20 protein-coding genes and 1 tRNA gene are annotated in these 18,590 nt (G+C 60.1%); 12 read left to right on the top strand and 9 right to left on the bottom strand.

Annotation, left to right across the window (positions count from 1 at the left end; genetic code table 11):
* Positions 1-29 precede the first annotated feature (29 nt).
* Entirely contained in the window at positions 30-1,535 is a 1,506-nt protein-coding gene (pepA, locus tag H598_RS0118575) for a leucyl aminopeptidase (RefSeq protein ID WP_028114341.1), read from the bottom strand.
* A 237-nt stretch (positions 1,536-1,772) separates the two neighbouring features.
* Here pepA and lptF point away from each other — a divergent pair, with 237 nt between their 5' ends.
* Positions 1,773-2,873 carry an LPS export ABC transporter permease LptF gene (gene lptF / locus H598_RS0118570; protein ID WP_028114340.1) on the top strand — a complete coding sequence of 367 codons (1,101 nt, stop codon included), beginning with the start codon at positions 1,773-1,775 and terminating at the stop codon, positions 2,871-2,873.
* Between the two features lie 2 nt (positions 2,874-2,875).
* A complete protein-coding gene (gene lptG, locus H598_RS0118565; protein WP_028114339.1) occupies positions 2,876-3,937 on the top strand; it encodes an LPS export ABC transporter permease LptG in 1,062 nt (353 codons plus the stop codon).
* A 51-nt stretch (positions 3,938-3,988) separates the two neighbouring features.
* On the opposite strand, the gene H598_RS0118560 is transcribed toward lptG, so the two are convergent.
* Positions 3,989-4,234, bottom strand: coding sequence for a GlsB/YeaQ/YmgE family stress response membrane protein (locus H598_RS0118560; protein WP_028114338.1), 246 nt, complete (start codon positions 4,232-4,234; stop codon positions 3,989-3,991).
* 83 nt (positions 4,235-4,317) lie between these two features.
* Positions 4,318-4,815: an RDD family protein gene (locus H598_RS0118555; protein WP_028114337.1), complete on the bottom strand. Its 498-nt coding sequence runs from the start codon at positions 4,813-4,815 to the stop codon at positions 4,318-4,320.
* Positions 4,816-5,389: 574 nt separating this feature from the next.
* Between H598_RS0118555 and H598_RS0118550 the strand changes: the two genes are divergently transcribed.
* Complete coding sequence (locus H598_RS0118550; RefSeq protein ID WP_028114336.1) at positions 5,390-7,066, top strand: methyl-accepting chemotaxis protein; 1,677 nt, start codon at positions 5,390-5,392, stop codon at positions 7,064-7,066.
* Between the two features lie 106 nt (positions 7,067-7,172).
* Positions 7,173-7,259, top strand: a tRNA-Leu gene (locus H598_RS0118545).
* A gap of 138 nt (positions 7,260-7,397) precedes the next feature.
* Here the strand turns inward: H598_RS0118545 and gltS are convergent.
* Positions 7,398-8,624: a sodium/glutamate symporter gene (gene gltS, locus H598_RS0118540; RefSeq protein ID WP_028114335.1), complete on the bottom strand. Its 1,227-nt coding sequence runs from the start codon at positions 8,622-8,624 to the stop codon at positions 7,398-7,400.
* 353 nt (positions 8,625-8,977) lie between these two features.
* Here gltS and H598_RS0118535 point away from each other — a divergent pair, with 353 nt between their 5' ends.
* The 7 genes from H598_RS0118535 (at position 8,978) to H598_RS24965 (ending at position 13,256) form a co-directional block, all read left to right on the top strand.
* The gene (locus H598_RS0118535; protein WP_028114334.1) at positions 8,978-9,745 is read left to right on the top strand and encodes a DUF4198 domain-containing protein; all 768 of its coding nucleotides are present in this window, start codon (positions 8,978-8,980) and stop codon (positions 9,743-9,745) included.
* A gap of 9 nt (positions 9,746-9,754) precedes the next feature.
* Positions 9,755-10,366: a cobalt transporter CbiM gene (gene cbiM / locus H598_RS0118530; protein ID WP_028114333.1), complete on the top strand. Its 612-nt coding sequence runs from the start codon at positions 9,755-9,757 to the stop codon at positions 10,364-10,366.
* Positions 10,366-10,899: a hypothetical protein gene (locus tag H598_RS0118525; protein ID WP_051252860.1), complete on the top strand. Its 534-nt coding sequence runs from the start codon at positions 10,366-10,368 to the stop codon at positions 10,897-10,899. Before cbiM ends, H598_RS0118525 begins: the two co-directional genes overlap by 1 nt.
* On the top strand, positions 10,896-11,657 hold the full coding sequence (gene cbiQ, locus H598_RS0118520) for a cobalt ECF transporter T component CbiQ (RefSeq protein WP_051252872.1): 762 nt from the start codon (positions 10,896-10,898) through the stop codon (positions 11,655-11,657). The genes H598_RS0118525 and cbiQ overlap by 4 nt, the downstream gene beginning before the upstream one ends.
* A complete protein-coding gene (locus H598_RS0118515) occupies positions 11,654-12,367 on the top strand; it encodes an energy-coupling factor ABC transporter ATP-binding protein (RefSeq protein ID WP_028114330.1) in 714 nt (237 codons plus the stop codon). Before cbiQ ends, H598_RS0118515 begins: the two co-directional genes overlap by 4 nt.
* 120 nt (positions 12,368-12,487) lie before the next feature.
* Positions 12,488-12,796, top strand: a complete 309-nt coding sequence (locus tag H598_RS0118510; RefSeq protein WP_028114329.1) for a DUF134 domain-containing protein — start codon at positions 12,488-12,490, stop codon at positions 12,794-12,796.
* Position 12,797: 1 nt separating this feature from the next.
* Positions 12,798-13,256, top strand: coding sequence for a NifB/NifX family molybdenum-iron cluster-binding protein (locus tag H598_RS24965; protein ID WP_051252859.1), 459 nt, complete (start codon positions 12,798-12,800; stop codon positions 13,254-13,256).
* Between the two features lie 39 nt (positions 13,257-13,295).
* Here H598_RS24965 and H598_RS0118500 read toward each other — a convergent pair whose 3' ends face one another.
* The 3 genes from H598_RS0118500 to H598_RS0118490 are packed head-to-tail and all read right to left on the bottom strand — an operon-like array spanning position 13,296 to position 15,792.
* The gene (locus H598_RS0118500; RefSeq protein ID WP_028114328.1) at positions 13,296-13,751 is read right to left on the bottom strand and encodes a MarR family winged helix-turn-helix transcriptional regulator; all 456 of its coding nucleotides are present in this window, start codon (positions 13,749-13,751) and stop codon (positions 13,296-13,298) included.
* Entirely contained in the window at positions 13,714-14,730 is a 1,017-nt protein-coding gene (locus H598_RS0118495; RefSeq protein WP_028114327.1) for a DUF2955 domain-containing protein, read from the bottom strand. Before H598_RS0118495 ends, H598_RS0118500 begins: the two co-directional genes overlap by 38 nt.
* A gap of 12 nt (positions 14,731-14,742) precedes the next feature.
* Positions 14,743-15,792, bottom strand: a complete 1,050-nt coding sequence (locus H598_RS0118490) for an HlyD family secretion protein (protein ID WP_028114326.1) — start codon at positions 15,790-15,792, stop codon at positions 14,743-14,745.
* A 132-nt stretch (positions 15,793-15,924) separates the two neighbouring features.
* On the opposite strand from H598_RS0118490, the gene H598_RS0118485 reads away from it, so the two are divergent.
* On the top strand, positions 15,925-16,428 hold the full coding sequence (locus H598_RS0118485) for a hypothetical protein (RefSeq protein WP_028114325.1): 504 nt from the start codon (positions 15,925-15,927) through the stop codon (positions 16,426-16,428).
* Here H598_RS0118485 and H598_RS0118480 read toward each other — a convergent pair.
* Positions 16,425-17,900 carry a sensor histidine kinase gene (locus H598_RS0118480; protein WP_028114324.1) on the bottom strand — a complete coding sequence of 492 codons (1,476 nt, stop codon included), beginning with the start codon at positions 17,898-17,900 and terminating at the stop codon, positions 16,425-16,427. The two genes, H598_RS0118485 and H598_RS0118480, sit on opposite strands and share 4 nt — an antisense overlap.
* Entirely contained in the window at positions 17,881-18,579 is a 699-nt protein-coding gene (locus tag H598_RS0118475; RefSeq protein ID WP_028114323.1) for a response regulator transcription factor, read from the bottom strand. Before H598_RS0118475 ends, H598_RS0118480 begins: the two co-directional genes overlap by 20 nt.
* Between the last annotated feature and the right edge of the window lie 11 nt (positions 18,580-18,590).

Here is an 18,590-nt window from a genome sequence, read left to right as displayed (position 1 = left end):
ACGGCGCCCTGATTCGGTGTCGAGACCAATTACTCGGCGTCGAGTTCGCCTGCCTTGGACAGCAGGAACTGGGTCAACAGCGGTACCGGACGACCGGTAGACCCCTTGTTGGCGCCACTTTCCCAGGCCGTACCGGCGATGTCCAGGTGAGCCCAGCTGTACTTCTTGGTAAAGCGGGACAGGAACGCGGCGGCGGTAATGGTACCGGCCGGGCGGCCACCCAGGTTGGTCATGTCGGCAAACGGGCTCTTCAGCTGCTCCTGGTAGTCGTCCCACAGCGGCATGCGCCAGCAGCGGTCACCGGCTTGATCGCCGGCGTGTTGCAGGTCGTGGGCCAGGGAGTTCTGGTTGGACAGCAGGCCGGAAGCATGCTTACCCAGGGCGATGACGCAGGCACCGGTGAGGGTGGCGGTGTCGATCACCAGCTCAGGGTCGAAGCGCTCGACGTAGGTGAGGGCATCACACAATACCAGGCGGCCTTCGGCGTCGGTGTTGAGCACCTCCACGGTCTGGCCGGACATGGTGGTGAGGATGTCACCGGGGCGATAGCTCTTGCCGTCGGGCATGTTTTCGCAGCCGGCCAGTACGAACACGATGTTGATGTTCAGGCCCAGTGCGCACACTGCCTTCATGGTGCCCAGGACACCGGCGGCGCCGCCCATGTCGTACTTCATCTCATCCATGCCTTCCCCGGGTTTCAGGGAGATACCGCCGGAATCGAAGGTCAGGCCTTTGCCCACCAGCACGATGGGGCGCTGTTCGTCGCTGCCGCCGCGGTAGTGACACACGGTCATCAGCGATTCGTTTTCACTGCCACGGCCCACGGCCAGGTAGCTGTTCATGCCCAGTTCGGCCATCTGCTCTTCGCCGATCACTTCCACCCGCAGGCGGTCGTATTGCTCCGCCAGTTGGCGGGCCTGGCTGGCCAGGTAGGCCGGGTTGCAGATGTTCGGTGGCATGTTGGCCACGTCGCGGCACATCTTGCTGCCGGCGGCCACACCCAAACCATGGGTGATCGCCTTTTCGCCGATGGTCAGCTCGCGGCGGGTTGGTACGTTGAATACCATCTTGCGCAGGGGCCGACGGGTTTCGTCCTTTTTGCTCTTCAGAGCGTCAAAGGTGTACAGGGTGGACTGAGTGGTCTCAATCGCCTGGCGCACCTTCCAGTAGGTGTCGCGGCCCTTAACGTGCAGTTCGGTCAGGAAGCACACCGCTTCCATGGAGCCGGTCTCGTTGAGGGTGTTGATGGTTTTTGCGATGATCTGCTTGTACTGGCGCTCGTCCAGCTCCCGCTCCTTGCCACAGCCAACCAACAAGACCCGCTCGGACAGCACATTAGGTACATGATGCAACAGCAGCATCTGACCGGGTTTTCCCTCCAGGTCGCCCCGACGCAGCAGGTTGCTGATGTAGCCGTCGCTGATGCGATCCAGCTGCTCACCTACGGCGGACAACCTGCGCGGTTCAAATACGCCTACGACGATGCACGCGCTACGTTGCTTCTCTGGGCTACCGCTTTTTACACTGAACTCCATGCCATCTCCCGGTTTCGTAAAGACAAAGCGTGTTAATTGTTAGATAATGGTCCCTTTATCGGCTTCTGAAAGCTTCATTGCAAGGTGGGTTTTGCTAAACTCCCTGCGGTATTGCTTGTTCCCTTCACTGGGATCAGAAGGCCCGGGCTGGTTACAAAAACATCTGAAAGTAACCAGTTTACTTAAATAACTTCTCGTTTCCAGAGAAATTACAAGTTTGCAAGTTGAGCTCCGACTTTGATTATCTTTCGCTACTTGTTGAAGGAAGCGTTTAGAGCACAGATTGCCGTATTGGCTGTGCTGGTTTCCATTTTTGTTAGTCAACAATTTGTCCGCATTCTGGCGGATGCCGCCGAAGGCCAGTTGCCAGGGAAGCTGATCGCTACTCTGGTGGCCTTAAACATGCCTGAATTGTTGTCATTAATCCTGCCTTTATCGCTGTTTTTGGGCATTTTGCTCGCTCATGGGCGTTTGTACGCCGACAGCGAGATGACCGTGCTGCACGCGGTGGGGGTGTCCGAGTGGTACGTGACTCGGGTGACCCTGGTGCTGGCGGTGATCATGGCCATACTCTCCGGAGTGATCGCCATTAACGTGGCGCCCTGGGCCAAAGAGACCGAATACCAGGTGTTGGAGAAGGCGGAATCGGAAGCGGGGCTGGCGGCACTGGTTCAGGGCCGGTTCCAGCAGGCGTCCAACGGCAAGGCGGTGATCTACGTCGAAGGCCTGTCCAAGGGCAAGCTGGAGAACGTGTTCGTGGCCATGCTGCCGCCGAACGACAAGCCCGACAGTGAAACTTCCATCGTGATCGCCGAGGCCGGTTCCATGGTGGAGGAGCGCAATGGTTCGCAGCGGCTGCAGCTAAGCCAGGGCACCCGCTACAACATGTTCTCGGGCACGCCGGAGTCCAACCAGATCACCTTTGATACCTACCAGATGGAGATCAAAGAGCAGGAGGTGGACAAGAAACGGCGCAAGCTGTCGGCCTATTCCATGACTCAGTTGCTGGAAGAGGGCACCCCCCACGCCTGGGCGGAGATCCACTGGCGACTGGCGGTGCCGCTGGCGATTCCACTGCTGACGTTGATCGCGGTGCCCATGGCCCGAACCAATGTGCGTCAGGGTAAGTTTGCCAAGATGATGCCGGCGATCCTGATGTATCTGGGGTACTTTGCCCTGATGATGGCCGGGCGTAAGGCCATCGAAGATGAGGTGATTCCCGCCACCTTCGGCATGTGGGGCATCCATCTGGCGGCGCTGGTGATCGGGGTCATTCTCGTCGGTAAGGGACGCCCAACCGGTAAGAAGATTGCCGCCAAACTGGTGAGGACCAAGTGATGCTGAAGATCCTCGACCTCTACATTGGCCGTACCATCATCAGTACCTCGGCCCTGTGCCTGTTGGTGCTGACCGGGCTGTCCGGTTTGATCAAGTTTGTCGACCAGTTGCGCTACGTCGGCCGTGGTGATTTCGACATCTTCGATGTCGGCCTGTACGTGCTGTTCCTGGTGCCGCGAGACATCGAGATGTTCTTCCCCATTGCCGCCATGCTGGGGGCGCTGATCGGCGTTGGTATGCTGGCCTCCAGCTCCGAGCTGGTGGTGATGCAGGCGGCGGGAATGTCCAAGTTTGAGATCACCATGTCGGTGATGAAGACCGCCATTCCGCTGATGCTGACCATCATGCTGGTGGGTGAGTATGTGGCGCCGGCGTCAGAGGCCACCGCCCGTGAGATGAAGGCGCAGAAGATCTCCGGCGGTGATCTGATTGGCGGTGCCCGGGGCTCCTGGGCCAAAGACGGCGACAGCTTCGTCAACATCGGCCGGGTTCAGGACACCGGCCATCTGGCCAACATCACCATCTACCACTTCGGCAAAGACAAGCACCTGGATGAGGTGACCTTCGCCAAGCAGGCGGTGTTTGACGGCGATGCCTGGCGCATCATCGACATCACAGATACTCGGCTGACCAAGCCGCAGGTGACCGTGACCCATCGCGAACAGGGCCGCTGGAAGTCGACTTTGACCCCAGACAAACTGCAGGTGGTGACGGTGCATCCGGAATCGTTGTCCATCAGCGGCCTGCTGGATTACCTGGATTACCTCAAGGTAAATCAGCAGGACCCGACCCGCTACGAGCTGGCGCTGTGGCGCAAGGTGGGGCAGCCGGTGACGGTGGCGGTGATGATGCTGTTGGCGTTGTCGTTTATCTTCGGTCCGCTGCGCTCCGTGACCATGGGCGCCCGGATTCTGCTGGGGGTGATCACCGGTTTTGGATTCTACCTGACCAGTGAGATCTTCGGCCCCATGAGCCTGGTGGCCAACCTGCCGCCGTTTTTGGGGGCCTTCCTGCCGGCGATGCTGTTCGCGGCGGTGGCCATCTATTTGCTGCAGAAACGCTAGCTGTATGGTCCATCAAAAAAGGCGCCCTGAGGCGCCTTTTTTGATGATGGTCTACTTCATTTTGTTGTAGATAAACAGCACCAGCAAGGCCCCCAGGGTGGCCACCACCAGGCTGCTGATGTTGAAGCCGGTGACGGCGCCAAAACCCATCAGGGTCGCCAGGTAGCCGCCGACCACGGCGCCGACGATCCCCAGCAGAGTAGTCATGATAAAGCCGCCGCCGTCTTTGCCCGGCATGATCCATTTGGCCAGAATTCCCACCGCCAATCCCAGCACAATCCAGGTCAGTATGCCCATGGTGTTTTGCCTCTTTGCGTTGATTTTCCAACACTAAGCGTAGCCGAGTGGCGTCAGGGCAAGCGGGAAATTGTGGCGTTGGGTTACTGCCCCAGGCGGGCGCGGTTCTGCTCGATGCTCAGCTCCACCAGCTCGGTGTGGCTCCACTTATCGTGCAGGCTGCGCTTGTCGTCGCTGAAGACCATGGTCAGGGCCATCAGCCCGAAGCCGGAGGTGATGAGGCGGATCAGTGCCTGGTGCCAGCTGATCAAACTGCCGTCGATGTTCTGCAGTTTCAGCCGCCAGGCACGCATGCCGATGGTCTGGCCGCTTTTCTGCCAGAAGTAGCTGAAAAACAACATCACACCACCCCATTTGAAGCCTTCGTTGGCCAGAGTCCAGCCGGGGCTGCTCTGTAGGATATCGATGGCATGCTGCTGCTCGGGATTGCTGATGATCCCCTGTGACACCAGGGCACCGAACAGCATAAAGAACACCGCCCCAAAGGCCATGTACACCGCCAGGCCCAGCAGGCTGTCGTAGAGCAAGGTGGCCAGTCGACGCTTTAGGCTGGCCCGGGGGGCATTGGCGTGAGGGTGCATGAACAACTTCCTTATTACTGAATTGGCAGCAGTGTATCAGAGATAGAGGCGGAGGCTGAAGTTGTGGCGCCGATCACGCGGACTGGCAATCTGGTGTGCGCCGAAAGCACAGAACGCCAAGGTTCTGTGAGTAGGGTTACAAGTCACTGGTGATTTTGAGAGATTCGCTTCAGTAGGTGGCTGTTTTGTGACAAATTACACTCGCTTCGGTTTCGGGTCGCTTTGAGAAGTAGATAGCTTCTTATGGCCATTTTTTTGAGTCTTTTAGTCGTACTTGACTCGAATCGGTGATCTGGGATTTATTTCTTTATTATCAATGTATTGAGTTTTAATCGGCGATGCTGACCAGGAACCGGGCAGCCGTTTACGGTCGAACAGGCCGAATCTGTATCAAGTTCAGTGCTTGCCAGCCGATAACAGGGCTATAACCGGGGCAGGAGATCCGGGCGTCAGAATCACAAGGTTGTGAAGTTCAGTCACCTCGAACACGTTTTTGTGATCGGGGAGGGGCAATGGTTGCCATCTAAGGGCGTAGACCCGCACAACATAACTATGTGGTTAATGGAGAAAGTGTATGAAACGACTCGGATTAATGGGCAAGATGTTGTTATTGGCGGCGTTGCCGTTAATCATGACCATCGTGGTCGTTTCGGGCAGCTCGGTGTACTTCAAGACTCAGACGCTGGAAGAGCAGGTCGCCACTTTCACCCAGGATCTTCGCGACCAGAAGATCAAGCAGGTGGAAGATGCGGTGACCATCGCCGTTGGCGTGGTCCGCAACCAGATTGCCGCTCAGCCCGGTCGTGATCCGCTGGAAGTGGTGAGCGAAACCCTGGCCAAAATTGAGTTTGGTGATGGCGGCTATTTCTTTGTGTACGACATGGCCGGGACCAACCTGTTCCATGGCCTCAAGCCGGAGGTGGAAGGTAAGAACCTCATCCACCTTAAAGATCCCAACGGCACCGCCTTTATTGTGGATCTGATCAACGCCGCCAAGCGTGGCGGTGGCACCTCCTCCTATTTCTATCAGAAGCCCGGCGTTGCCAACCTGGTTGAGAAGATCAGCTACGTGAAACCGCTGGATGAATTCGGCTGGTGGCTGGGCACCGGTGTTTACGTGGATGAAATCGATGCCGCGGTGGCGTCATTCAAGTCCGATGCCGAAGCCATGGCTCAGAAAGAGACCACCACCAACATCCTGGTGTCCATCGTGATCATGGCGCTGGCGGTGGTGGGCATCATCATCATCTCCCGCCGCACCGTGCGGCCGGTGAACGACATGCTGGAGAACCTGCAGGAGATTGCCCAGGGTGAAGGGGATCTGACCAAGCGGCTGGTAGTGACCGGTGAGGATGAGATTGCCCAGTTGGGGCAGGCCTTCAACCAGTTTACCTCCAAGCTGCAGGAGACCATCAGCCAGGTGGCCGATGCCACCGAGCAGGTGGGCATGGCGGTGGACAACATCAACAGCCAGACCTCCACCATTACTCAGCAGTTGGCGGTGCACAACGACGAAACCGAGCAGGTGGTGACCGCGGTCACCGAGATGAGCACGGCGGCGGCACAGATTGCCGGCAACGCCAACCAGGTGGCCGATGCCACCCAGGCTGCCACCGATGACGCCAACACCGCCCAGGACAAGCTGGGCAACTCGGTCAACTCCATCAACGAGCTGGTGGGTGAAGTGGACCTGGCGGCTCAGCATATCGACCGCCTCAGCGAGCAGTCGTCCAAGATTCACAGTGTGCTTGGGGTGATTGGCGACATTGCCGATCAGACCAACCTGCTGGCGCTGAACGCCGCCATCGAAGCGGCCCGCGCCGGCGATCAGGGCCGTGGCTTCGCGGTGGTGGCCGATGAGGTGCGTGGCCTCGCCAGTCGCACCCAGACCAGCACCCACGAAATTAAAGAGATGCTGGATGAGCTGCATCAGTCGGTGTCCAAGGCGGTGGTAACCATGGGCAACAGCCAGTCCAACTGCGAAACCACGGTGCAGTCGTCGTCGGAGATCACCACCAGCCTGAACGCGGTGTCCGGGGCGGTGACTGAGATCAACGACATGACCAGCCAGATCGCCACGGCGGCCACCGAGCAGAGCTCGGTGACCGAGGAGATCAACCGCAACATGGTTTCCATCCGCGACATCGTGACTGAACTGGTGCACGCCAGTGAAGAGTCGGCGCAGATCTCCGAGCAGCTGGGTCACTCCGGCAATCAGCTGCGGCAGTTGGTGGGTCAGTTCAAGGTTTAATGCCGACAGGACCGGGGCGTTGGCCCCGGTTCGGCGGATTTCTATGCAATTGAATCAGCAAGGGGTTGCGCTCAACGCTGAGCTGTCTATAATGCAACTCCACTAAGCCGAGGTGGCGGAATTGGTAGACGCAGCGGATTCAAAATCCGCCGGTGGTGACACCTTGAGGGTTCAAGTCCCTCTCTCGGTACCAAATTAAGAGAAAGGCCCAGTCGAAAGACTGGGCCTTTTTCGTTTGTGGCATTTGTGCCGCTAGGCGGGCGACGCTTCTCCCTAGCGGCGACACCTTTGACACACTCCTTCCTGTTTGCCCCCTGTTTTCATCAAGCCGTTAAAAATTGCTCAAGAAATAGGGAATCATCAGTGCGTTGGCCAGATCGATGAAGAAGGCGCACACCAGCGGTACCACAATGAAGGCCAGTTGCGAGTTGCCGTACTTGTGCGACACCGCCGACATGTTGGCCATGGCGGTGGGGGTGGAGCCCAGCGAGATGCCGCCGAAGCCGGCACACACCACCGCGGCGTCGTAGTTTTTGCCCATGGCGGGGAACACCACCAGCAGGTTGATGGCGATGGCCACCAGGAACTGCGCGCTCAGAATGGCGAAGATCGGCCCGGCCAGATCCACCAGTGTCCACAACTGCATGCTCATCAGCGACATCGCTAGGAAGGTGCCCAGAGAGATGTCGGCGATCAGCGCCAGGGCGGGCTTGCGCGCCGGCCACTGAGTTCCGGTGATGCGGGGAAAGCCGTTGGGCATGATGTTGGTGATCAGGATGCCGGCAAACAGGCAAGTGACAAACAGAGGCAGCTGCAGACCCAGTTGCTCAACCCCTTCGTTGAGCAGGAAACCGACGATGATGCACATGTGGATGGCGAAGATGGCGTCCAGAAAATCGAAGGCGTTGATGGTGCTGTCGTCGTCGTTGGCCAGGCCGACATTGGGTTGATCATGTTTGGCTGGCTTAAGGTCATGCTTGTTGATCAGATACTTGGCGATGGGGCCGCCCATCAGGCTGGCGAGGATCAGGCCAAAGGTGGCGCTGGCGATGCCGATCTCCATGGCGTTGCTGATGCCGAACTGTTCGCCAATGGAGGGGGCCCAGGCGATGGCGGTGCCGTGGCCACCGATCAGAGAGACGCTGCCGCCCAGCAGGCCAACCGGGGTGCCTAAATCAAACAGGCCGGCGACGCCGATGCCGGTGAGGTTCTGCAGCACCATGTAGCCGATGGTCACCGCCAGCAGAATCAGCAGTGGTTTTCCGCCTTTAAGCAGATCGCCCAGGCTGGCGTTGATGCCGATGGTGGTGAAAAAGTACACCAGCAACACGTCGCGGGCGTTGAGGGTAAACTCGATCTCGACGGCGGTCAGCAGGTACACCAGGGTCAGCAGCAGAGAGACCAGCAGGCCGCCGGTTACCGGCTCGGGAATGCTGAACTCCCGCAAAAAACCGACGCTGGCGTTGAGGCGTCGCCCCAGAAACAGCACAAAAATGCCTATGGTGATGGTAAAAAATGGGCTGATGGTCAGGACGTTGTTGTCCAGAATGAGATCCATAGGCTGTGCTCCGACTCCTTGGGGACAGTGGTTATTTTGCAAGCTAACACAAATTGTATTGAAGTGAAGCTTGTCGCAGCATGAATCAGTTTCACAATAAATATCATATCGATATCGCCGATTAAGGTGGCGCTTGTTGCCCTCGGTTGTGCGTTGATTGGTACTCTGCGGCGTTAGAATGCGGTTTCGAAGCGGTGGCAGGTCTTCGTCGGGTACGGGTGAAGCCTGAATCTAACTCATGCTTCAGGTCACAGATTCGACATAAGCCTGTGCAGAAACTGCGCCATTAAATTGTATGAAGATTTTCGTAAGAGTAATATTTTCTCCAGTAACCCTGATACTGGATTGTGTTGATGAACCGCTTTTCTCGTACCCTGCTGGCCGCGCTGGCGCTGATCTCTTGTTCTACTTCGGCCCATTTTCAGGAGCTGATTCCCTCGTCGAGCCTGGTCACCGACCAGGGACCGGCTGAGTTGGAGCTGGCCCTGACCTTTACCCACCCGATGGAGCGTGGCCCGGCCATGGCCATGGGCCAGCCGGTGCAGTTCGGCGTACTGGGTCCGGCAGGGCATCAGGACCTGCGTGATCGGCTGGTGCCGCACCAGGTCGACGGTCAACCTAACTACCTGGCCCGCTACCGGGTTACCCGCCCCGGTGACTACCTGTTCTATGTCGAGCCGGCGCCTTACTGGGAGCCGGGTGAGGGCAAGATGATCGTCCATTACACCAAGGTGGTGGTCGATGCCTATGGCTATCAGGAGGGCTGGGACGCCGACGTGGGTTTCCCGGTGGAGATTGAGCCCCTGGTGCGGCCGTTCGGGTTGTGGACCGGCAACCTGTTCCAGGGCATCGTCAAGCAGGATGGCCAGCCGGTGCCGTTCGCCGAGGTTGAGGTGGAGTGGAAAAACGACGGCAGCGTTGAGGCCCCGGCCGACGCCTTTGTGACCCAGGTGATTCGTGCCGACGCCAATGGCCTATTCAGTTACGCCATGCCTCGTGGCGGCTGGTGGGGCTTTGCTGCCTTGCTGGAATCCGAAACACCGATGACCAACCCGGAAGGGGATAAGGTACCGGTGGAACTGGGGGCGCTGATCTGGGTCAATGCCCGTGACATGAAGTAGGAGCAAACCATGGCACACATCCCTGACGGAGTGTTGTCGCTGCCGGTGCTGATCACCGGTGCGGTAGTGACCGCAGCCACGGTGGCGGTGGCGACCCGGCGCATGGATTACGATCGCATTCCTCAGGCGGCGGTGTTGGCGGCGGCGTTTTTCGTGGCGTCGCTGGTCACGGTGCCGGTGGGGCCCTCCAGTGTGCACCTGATCTTGAATGGCCTGATGGGGGTGCTGCTGGGCTGGGCGGCGGTGCCGGCGGTGCTGATTGCGCTGTTGATGCAGGCGATGTTCTTTGGTTATGGCGGCCTGATGGTGTTGGGGGTCAATACCGCCAACATCGCCCTGCCGGCGCTGTTGTGCGGGGCGCTGATCGCGCCCAGGTTGCACGCCAGCGAAGGCCGGGCCACCCTGATGTGGGGGGCGCTGGCCGGAGGGCTGGCGGTGGCCCTGACCGCGGTGATGGTGAGCCTGTCGCTGCTGCTCAGCGGACCGGAATACCTGCCGGCAGGCAAGGTGGTGGCGCTCACCTATCTGCCGTTGATGGTGGCCGAGGCGGCGGTGACCGCGGCGGCGCTGAGTTTTATGCAGCGGGTAGCACCTGAGTTGCTGCTGGCTGGGAGAGTATGATGAAACGACGAATTTCGATGATGGCCGCACTGTTGATGCTGGTCAGTGGTGCCTGTCAGGCCCACCTGCTGAAGGTGTTTGCCTACGTGGAGGGCGAGGCCCTGCACGGCAACGCCTATTTTGCCGGCGGCGGCCCGGCCACCGGCGCCCGCATTGAACTGCATAATGGCAGCGGTGAGTCGGTGGCGACACTGGTGCCCGATGCCAACGGTGAGTTTGCCCAGATGTCGTTGCCCGCCGAGGTCACCGAAGTGGTGGCGGTGATTGGTGATGGCCATCAGGCTCGCTGGCCATTGCAGCGGACTGCGGCGCCGACGGTGTCGGCGCCACAACCTGTGACCCCGGTGAATGCGGCCCTGGATGCGGATGCGTTGGCCAAGTTGGTGGAGCAGGCCGTCGCCCGCCAGGTGGGGCCGCTGCGCCAGGAGTTGCAGGCCAGTGAGGCCCGGGCGCGTCTGTCTGACATTGTCGGCGGCCTGGGAATGATCTTTGGCATCGCCTTTGGCCTGATGTGGTGGCGCGGGCGCCGATGAGTCTGCTGCCCGCGACCGGGGCATCGAGCTGGCCCGCCTGGGCCGCGGCGCGGGATCCGCGCCTGCCGACCCTGTGCGCGCTGCTGGCGGCGGTTACCGCCGTGTGTCTGAGCCAGTTGCCAGCGCTGCTGTTGCAGTTGGCGTTGATGCTGGCCCTGGCCGCCCTGCTGGGCACCAACTGGCGCACTCTGGGACGGCGGCTGTTGGCGCTGGAAGGCTTGATGATCATGCTGCTGCTGACGCTGCCATTTACCGTGCCTGGCGACCCGCTGTGGCAATGGCACAGCCTGACGCTGAGTCTGCAAGGGCTGGAACGGGCGGCGGTGGTGGCCTTGCGGGCCAACATTGTGGTGATCGCCATGGTGGTGTTGCTGGGGGCATTGGCGCCGGAGCAGCTCGGTCATGCTCTGGGTCGACTGCGGTTGCCGGATAAACTGGTGCACCTGTTTCTGTTTACTGCTCGTTACCTGGTGGTACTGCAGGAGGAGTATCGGCGCCTGCGTACGGCGATGCGGGCGCGCGGGTTTGTGGCCCGATCCAATCGCCATAGCTGGCGCAGCCTGGGATGGTTGGTGGGCATGCTGTTGGTGCGCTCGATGGAGCGGTCGCAGCGAGTCACTCAGGCGATGAAGTGTCGTGGCTTCAAGGGCCGGTTTTACCTGCTGAATCCGCAATCCTGGTGCCCGGCTGAGACCGGATTGTTGTTGTCCTTTGGTGGCCTGATGTCGCTGCCGCTGTTGCTGGAGTACCTGTTATGAGCGAGCCGTTGATCCAACTTGAGGAGATCGCCTTTGGTTACGCCGGACGGCCGGTTTTCTCCGGCGTGAACCTGAGCCTGCAGGCCGGGGAGCGACTGGCACTGGTGGGTGGTAACGGCGCCGGCAAGTCGACTTTGCTGGAGTTGATGGTGGGGCTGCGTCAGCCCAGTTTCGGTTCGGTACAGCTGCTGGGGCAGCGCTGCAGCAGCGAAGCGGAGTTTCAGCCGATGCGTGGCCAGGTGGGGCTGCTGTTTCAGGATTCCGATGATCAGTTGTTCTGCCCGACGGTGCTGGAAGATGTGGCCTTCGGGCCGCTGAATCAGGGCCTGGATGAGACCCAGGCCAAGGCGGTGGCGATGCGCACCCTGGCCAGCCTGGGGATGGAAGCTTTCGCCATGCGCATTACTCACCGCCTCTCCGGTGGCGAGAAACGCCTGGTGGCCCTGGCCTCGGTGCTGGCGATGCAGCCTAAGGTGCTGCTGCTGGATGAGCCCACCAATGGCCTGGACGACAACGCCCGCCAACGGTTGCTGGCCCACCTGCTGAGCCTGCCCCAGGCGATGATTCTGGTGTCTCACGACTCCGGCGTCATCGGTACCCTGGCGACCCGGGCGGTGTTGCTGCAGGAGGGCACCCTGACCGAAGGGGTGTTGCACCGTCACCCCTATCAACACAGCCACAATCAGCTGCACATTCACCCCACTTCCTGAGATCGCAATGGCCCGGCGCTGAGCCAGGTTCGTGGCGGCGATCACTAAACTCACTTTATAACTGGCATATGCCAATAACTGGGCGTAGAGTAATTGGCAAATGCCAACTACGAGGTGGTTATGCCAAGACCAAAACTGACCCGCAATGTGCGTTGCCGTGCTCCCTACAGCCTGTATAAGCCCAACGGCGTTCCCGGTAAGCAGCTGCAGAAAATCGATCTGGGTGCCGATGAGCTGGAAGCGATGCGACTGGCGGACATGGAGGGGATGAGTCAACAGCAGGCCGCCAACGAGATGGGCGTTTCACGACAAACGTTAGGCAACATACTGGCTTCAGCGAGAAAGAAAGTGGTCTGCGCCCTGGTGCAGGGTCACGCCCTGGAGATGGAGTCGTCGTTGCCCTACCCACAAGATTCAAGTGAGGAATAACATGACTCTAGCGATTGCTGTAACCCCGGATTTCCGGGTTGCCGGCCACTTTGCCAAGGCCCCCGGGTTCGCCATTTACGACGCCAGCGGCGCCCTGGTGGACACTCTGGATAACGACGCCAACGCCAGCGGCTGTCAGCAGAAGAAAAAGATGATGGCGCAGTTTCGTCACCTGGGGGTGTCCCGGGTGGTACTGAAGAACATCGGTGAACGTTCCCTGGCCAGACTGCTGGGCGCCGGCATTCAGGTGGACAGTGTCCGCGGCCGGGCGACGGTGTCTGACGTGCTGGCCGGAGCGGTGTCGGTCTCGACCCTGACCGAGGCGTCTCAGGGCCGCCCCTGCAAACCCAAGTCGTCGTCGCACAAGTGCTGTGGCAGCCACAGTCACGACAATAAGATCATCAGCGGTGGCCTGGCCAAGGGCGACGCCAAACTGAAGCGGGTCAGCCTGAGCTTCTAACTCTCCCCGATCGGTTGGCACCAGGACGGTGCCGGCCGATCAATCCACCCTGACGTCGTCACGCACCAGCTTTTTCAGTATCCCCATTAATTGCTGCTGTTCCTGCGGAGTGACGCCGGCAAAGAACTCCTCTGACATCGCCTGAATCACCGGGGTACAAGCCTCATTGATACGATGACCCTCGGCGGTCAGCGATAGCATGCGCGCCTTCTTGTTGGTGTCGCTCTTACTGGCTTCAATCAACCCTCGTTTAATGCCATTGTCCACCAACCGTTTGGCCACCGAGCGGTTGCGCTTCAGTACGTCTGCCAACTGTTGCTGAGGAATGCAGCCCAGCTGTTGCAGCGCCCGCATTGCCCCTACCATCTCCAGGCTAATATCGAATTCCGCCATCAGTCGCTGAGTGCACAGGGCCCGGTATTGCTTCTGGGCCAGGCTCATCAGAAAGGTCATGCTGTTATCCAGCGCGGTGATTGAGGTGATGCTCTGTGTCATGGTGTGTGCGTCCGTAAATCAGCCCGCTGAGGGCCAGTAGCAAAAACAGGGTCACCGACAATTGCCAGCCGCGCAGGAAGGTGTCCTGCAGGCCGATGTCGGAGGTGCCCATGTACAGCTGAATGGGTAAGGCTATCCCAAGCAGGGCGTCGCCGTGAAGATCTTTTTCTGCGCCTTGGCTGCGGCCGATGAGCCAGGCCAGGGCCAACACCAGCAGAAAAACGCTCAGGCTGTAAAACAGCACCAGTTGTTGGTGCCACAACAGCAGCAGCTGAAACAGCATGGCCAGGGCGCAGCCTCCAACCTGGGCGGTGAAGCGGGCCCGAATCACCGCCAGGTAGCCAGGCTTGCGGGTCTGGGCGGCGGCGATGATCACCGGCACCATGCAGAAGGTGGCCGAGATCAGATCGACAATCATCAGAAACGCCAGCCCGGCTCCCAGTAACAGCAGGTACCAGAGTCGATCCCGATAGCTGACCGGCTGCGGCGGCGGTGCGCAAGCGGCCGCTTGGCTGGTGCGGGGAAACAGGCCGTTCATCGCTTTCATCACCACTATGGTGATCACCAGGCTCAGGGCGATCTCTCGAATTCGATCCGCCATGACGAAGCTGGGCTGCTGAGCAAAGACCACGATCATCATCCAGTTAAAGGTCGGCAGAATCAGGCCGCCGAGCTTGGCCGGGGTGGTGGCCCGGCGCCGAAGCTGATCGAACCCCACCAGGCTCAGGCTCCAGACGATGAAGGGGTGATCGCTGAACAGCTCTACGGTCAACAGGGCCAGGGTGGCGGCAACCACCACCGGCAGAAACATCTTGATCAAACCGGACCAACGGTAATCGCGGGCCTTGGTCACCGACAGGATCGGAAACAGGGCCAGGTACACCGGAGAGCTCAGGTGCAGGTAGCGGCCGGCCAGCATACACAGGGTGACCGTACCGGCAATGCGGCCCACTTCGTTCCAGTCGGTAGTGCGTTTCATTCGGGGCTCCCCTTAGTACAGATAGCGCAAATTGCTGACTACTTGCATCCACAGCCGGGCGCCGCTTCCCCACAGGCTGTCGGAGCGATGAATCATAATGCTGGCTCGGGAGCCGGAGAACAGGCGCGGATCCAGCTGTGGCACCTGGATGCGGGTGCGCACCTTCTGTTGTTCGCGGATCCAGCGGCTGTCGTTGGTGATGTTTGCCAGGCCACTGGTCTCGGAAGAGGCGTCGTAGATGGCCTGTTCGCGGCTGGTGATGGCCCCTTCAAACAGTTTCCCGGGAATGGCATCGAAGGCCACCAGCACTTTGGCCCCCGGTTGCAGCAACGCCAGGCCTTTCTCGTTGAAGTCGGCGTTGATCCAGCTGTCGTTGTCGTTAACCAGAAACAGCACCGCGGTGCCGCTGCCGACGTAGGTGCCCGGGCGCAACTGCAGGTTGGTGATGGTGCCATCGGTGGGGGCGGTGATGCGGGTGCGGATCAGGTCCAGCCGGGCAGTTTCAAGTTTGGCTTCGGCCAGGGCAACGGCGGCGTTGCCGTCGTGTTCGGCCAGCTGTACCCGCAGCCGCTGAATGTCAGCCTGTGCGGCGACCACGGCCGAGTCGGCCACCGCAGCCGCGTTAAGGCTGTCGTCGACACTTTCTTGAGTGACCAGGCCCTGGGTGACCAGAGTCTGGTGACGATCCAGTTTCAGGTGGGCATTACTGGCCTGTTGCTGCTTCTGCACCAGGGTGGCTTCGGCGACGTGCAGTTCTTCAAATTTGGCCTGATGATCCTGGCGAGCCTGCTTCAGCTCGGCCTGGGCTTGCTTGAAGGCCAGTTGGTAGCGGCTGTCATCGAGCTGCATCAGCAACTGGCCCTGGTGGACATGGTCACCGTTGTTGACTGCGATGGCGGTGATCTCCGCCGACACTTCCGGGGCGATTTCGGCGATGGATTTTCGGACTTCTGCCTGTGTGGTAAAGGGAGCCTGGTTATCGGAGCTGATCAGAAACAGCGAAAAAGTCAGGGCGCTCCCCAGCACCAGGTACAGGCCCCATTGATAGATGTATTTGCTCATTATGTTTCACCTGCAACAATATTGGCAGTAAGGATAGCAGATTTTGTTTCATTAGCAACAAAAATTGAATTGAGCAGGACGTCAGCCCGGGATTCGGCTATGGTGAAGTTTTCACCAGCAGGGAATCGCGACATGAAGACAGCCCTTATCTGGGGGGCATTGCTGTTGGCGGGATGCAGCAACCTCAATACCACCTTTAATCGCCCCTATGCGCAGCCGGAGTCGGTTGCGGCTTCGGCCGCGGAACCGCCGCCCGAGCCGTTGTCGCAGACTCGTGCCGAGGCCGGAGAGGTGCAGGTGGTGGCCGTGTTGGGGATGACACCGCAGCGGCAGATGCGGTTGCAGCTGGCGTCATCGGCGACGGAGCAGTGGGTGACTCTGACGGATGTGGACTTGCCCGGGCTCAGTGACCGCTGTCCGCTGGAGAGGAATCTGGCCCGGGGACTGAGCTACTGGCTGCAGCAGCAGTTGGACCAGGGCGCTCGGCTGGTGCTGAGCCAGCAGCGCCGCAGTGGCGATCGCAGCGTGCTGGCTCAGGCCCACCTCGATGGCCACCAGCTCGGGCCGCTGTTGCTGGCCGAAGGGCTGGCGCAGCCGTTCGGCAGCGGCCGCTGGTGCCCAGAGTCAGCGCCCTAGGCCCATTGCAGCTGGAAGCGGAATTCGGTGCCCTGCTGTACCTGACTGGAAACCTCAATCTGGCTGCGGTGCAGGGCCAGCAGTCGCTTGGTAATGGCCAGTCCCAGGCCACTGTGGGCGCTGTCGCCGCGAATGCTGTTGGCGGCTTTGTAGTGGGCATCGAAGATGTGGGGCAGGTCTGAGGCGGGGATGCCGATGCCGCTGTCGCTGACCGACACCTCCAGGGCGTCGCTGGCGGCCACAAAGCGGACGGTGATGGTGTCGCCGGCCTGGCAGTGGCGCAAGGCGTTATCCACCAGATTGGTGAATACTCGCTCCAGCTTTTCGATGTCGGCCACCACCTGCAGGCCGGGATCCTTGGGGTGCAGATCCAGCAGCACCTGTTTGGCCTCGGCGGCGGGGCGGTATTTCTGCAGCACATCCTGAACCAGCTCGGCGATGCCGACGGACTCCATCTGCATCGGTACCTGGTCGCTTTCCAGTCGCGCCAGCTCCATCAGTTGGTCCACCATCTTATGGATCTTACCGGCATTCTGGTGGGCGATATCGATGTAGGTGGGATCGGGCTGTTGGCCCTGTCGGTGCTGCATCATCCAGGTTTCCAGGTAGCCCTGCAGCGATGCCAGCGGCGTGCGCAGATCGTGGCTGACGTGGGCCAGCAATTCCCGCCGCATCTCATCGACGCTTTTGACCTTCTTATATTGTTTCTGCAGTCGCTGCGACAGGGTATTGAACGCCTGTTCCAGTTGCTGAATCTCCCGCGCCGGGGCGCGGCTGTCCAGCTGCAGCGCCGGGGCGTGGAAGCCCTGGCGCTGCAGCTGGCTGATGGCGCCACTGAGCCGACTCAGGGGCCGGGTCAGCCAGGCAAACAGCCCCAGGGTGGTCAGCAGCAGAAACAGGGCACCGCTGATCAGCATCAGCATTGCCAGTGGCAGCCAGCCACTGGCTTCCACCTCCGAGGCCAGCGAATCGTAGATCTCGCCGTTGATGATGATGTACAGGTAGCCCTGCAGGCGCTCGTCCATCACCACCGGCGCCACCGAAAAGATCTTGTTGCGATCGCCAGAGCGGGGATCCGGTCCCCGCAGCGGCAACCTGGCCTGGCCGGACAGCGCCTCATGAATGGCGGTCATCGGTAGGGTAAAGCGTTGAATCTTCTCCTTGGGGGCCGAGTAGTTCAGCACCTTTCCGCTGGGAGAAAGCAGGTAGAACTCAAACCCCTTGCCGAGAATCATCATGTTGTGGAACGCCTTTTCCACCGCCACCGGGTCCGGCTCATCGCCTTTAAACAGCGGCCCTTCATGGACAATGTGTTCGGACAGGGAGAAGTGCAGCCTTTGGGTAACCTCATCCTGAAAGTTGTTGTCCAACTGGCGGCTGAACCATACCAGCATCAGCGCCAGCAGCAGGAAACTGCTCAGCAGTACCAGTGCCAGTCGGGAAAACAGCGAGTTAAATCGAAAGCCTGTCATTGAATTTGTACCCTATGCCCCACACGGTGAGGACGTACCTGGGGTTGCCGGGATCGTGCTCCAGCTTGGCCCTGAGTCGGTTGATGTGGGAGTTGACGGTGTGCTGATAGCCGTTGTGCTGATAGCCCCAGACCGCTTCCAGCAACTGATCCCGGCGGTATACCCGGCCCGGGTGTTGCGCCAGGTACCACAGCAGGTCAAATTCGGTGCTGGTGAGATCCACCGGCTTACCTTGCAACTGCAGTTCGCGCCGCTCCGGATCCAGCTGCAGATCGCCGTGGTTGACCAGGCTGGTGCTGGGGGGCGCCTGGGTCAGTTGGGCCCGCCTCAGGTGGGATTTGACCCGGGCCTGCAGCTCGCGAACGCTGAAGGGCTTGCTGAGGTAGTCGTCGGCGCCGCTCTCCAGCCCCACCACCCGGTCGGTCTCGCTGTTGCGGGCGGTCAGCATCAGGATCGGGGTGTTGCAGCCTTCCCGGCGCAGGGTTTGACACAGGGTCAGACCGTCCATCCCCGGTAACATCAGGTCCAGAACAATCAGGTCGAAATCGCCACGGCGGGCTTGCTGATAGCCGTCGTGGCCATCGTGACAGCGGTGGATATCGTGATTCAGCGCTTGCAGATGCAGGGACACCAATGCGTTGATGTCGGCATCGTCTTCAATCACCAGTAATCGTGCCATACGGCCTCCCT

It is taken from the genome of Ferrimonas kyonanensis DSM 18153, assembly GCF_000425405.1.
Lineage (GTDB): Bacteria > Pseudomonadota > Gammaproteobacteria > Enterobacterales > Shewanellaceae > Ferrimonas > Ferrimonas kyonanensis.
This window is presented reverse-complemented; position numbering and strand designations above follow the sequence as displayed.